The 1,518-nt window shown below is 40.8% G+C and carries 1 protein-coding gene; it reads left to right on the top strand.

All coding sequences use genetic code 11. The features are described 5' to 3' along the window. Positions 1–66 precede the first annotated feature (66 nt). Complete coding sequence (locus tag AOG54_RS03520) at positions 67–1,455, top strand: MFS transporter (protein WP_197065840.1); 1,389 nt, start codon at positions 67–69, stop codon at positions 1,453–1,455. Positions 1,456–1,518: the final 63 nt, after the last annotated feature.

Raw genomic sequence — 1,518 nt, 5'->3', positions numbered from 1 at the left:
TTAAGTCTTTATGAATAAATTTAAATAATATATATAGTTTATATATGTTATATAGATGGTGTTTTTATGATAGAAGAAACCAAAAGAGAGAATGTAAACGTACAGAAAAAAAGCAATGTTCGGTGGATAATTCCAATAATGCTATTCATTGCAATAATGTTCAATTACGCTGACAGGGAAATATGGACAATAACAGCACCGGCATATGCCTTCGCCTTCGGCTGGACGAAGTCAATTTCCTCATACGGTGTTGCGGGAGCAGGAATATCAGAGTATTCATTAATTTTATTTGGCTGGTCACTTGCGTATGCACTCTTTAATTTTCCTGGGGGATCAATTGTTGATAAGCTTGGCCTGAGGAAATCCATGGCCACATTTTATGCCATATGGTCTGTTTTCACGGTGCTGACAGCTGCAACCTTTAATTTTATTTCAATGCTGATTGTCAGGCTTTTCATGGGTGCAGGAGAGGGACCTGTCTGGCCGGTAAACGCAAAAAGTGCGAAAACATGGACAAACAGGTACGATGAGTCAAAGGCATATACATGGGCTGGTGCAGGCCAGGCAGTTGGACCGGTTGTCGCAGCCACCATCGGCGTTGCGATATACGCATTATTTGGATGGCCCGCACCTTTCATATTCTTTGGTGCACTTGGCATAGTATTTGCACTTATATGGTATTTTTATGTTAGGGATACACCGGCTGAGCATAAGGGTGTAAATCAGGCAGAGCTTGACTACATAAATGAGGGAAAAAATCAGGAGCAGGTCAATGAAAAGAAGGTTGGCCCAAAGGATGCATGGAGAAAAACACTTAGAATGGTTTTTACAACACAGGCAGGCATCGGCACACTTTTAATCTTCCTATCATTTGGATATATTTTATACACATTCCTATACTGGCTGCCAACACTGCTGTTCTCTACATTTGTTCATTCAGTAACCACCAGCGGAATATACACAGCAGCGGTTGATACTGCCCTAATTGCGGGCTTCCTTGGATCCGGTCCTTTAAATGATGGGCTCCTAAAGAAATTTTCAAAGGTAAATGCCAGAAGAATAGGATCACTGCTTCCAATGAGCATAATGATTGTAATGATAGGCCTATCATACTTCACAGGAACAGCACACCTTTTAGTTCCAACAGTGCTTTTACTGGCGGCCGGCGCCGGGATGATGAACCTCACAGTTGGTTCATGGGCTGTTAATGCAATAGACCTTTCACCATCAGGTACCGCAGGCACTGTATATGGCTTCTATAATGGCATGTTAAACCTTGTTGGTGCATTCAATTCAATAATAGAGGGTGTTCTATTTATAAAATATGGCGCTGTTGTGGGTTTCACCAGCTCAATAATATTCATGGCGGTATTCATAGGCGGATATGTTGGCCTAATAAGAAAGAAAACGTGGAAGAAAGCCATGGATTTAAGGGATAAGCTTTCTGCTGAATAAAATAATTTTTTTGATAATGAGTGGTTGTGTACCGTATTTTGTGTATTTATAAACCCCATGTTA

Origin of the sequence: Acidiplasma aeolicum (genome assembly GCF_001402945.1) — an archaeon.
GTDB lineage: Archaea > Thermoplasmatota > Thermoplasmata > Thermoplasmatales > Thermoplasmataceae > Acidiplasma > Acidiplasma aeolicum.
The sequence above is the reverse complement of the archived record's forward strand: the minus strand, read 5'-3'. Positions and strand labels throughout refer to the sequence as shown.

Coding starts and splice junctions, on each gene's coding strand:
- AOG54_RS03520 (WP_197065840.1), top strand. CDS start 67: ATGATAGAAGAAACCAAAAGAGAGAATGTAAACGTACAGAAAAAAAGC.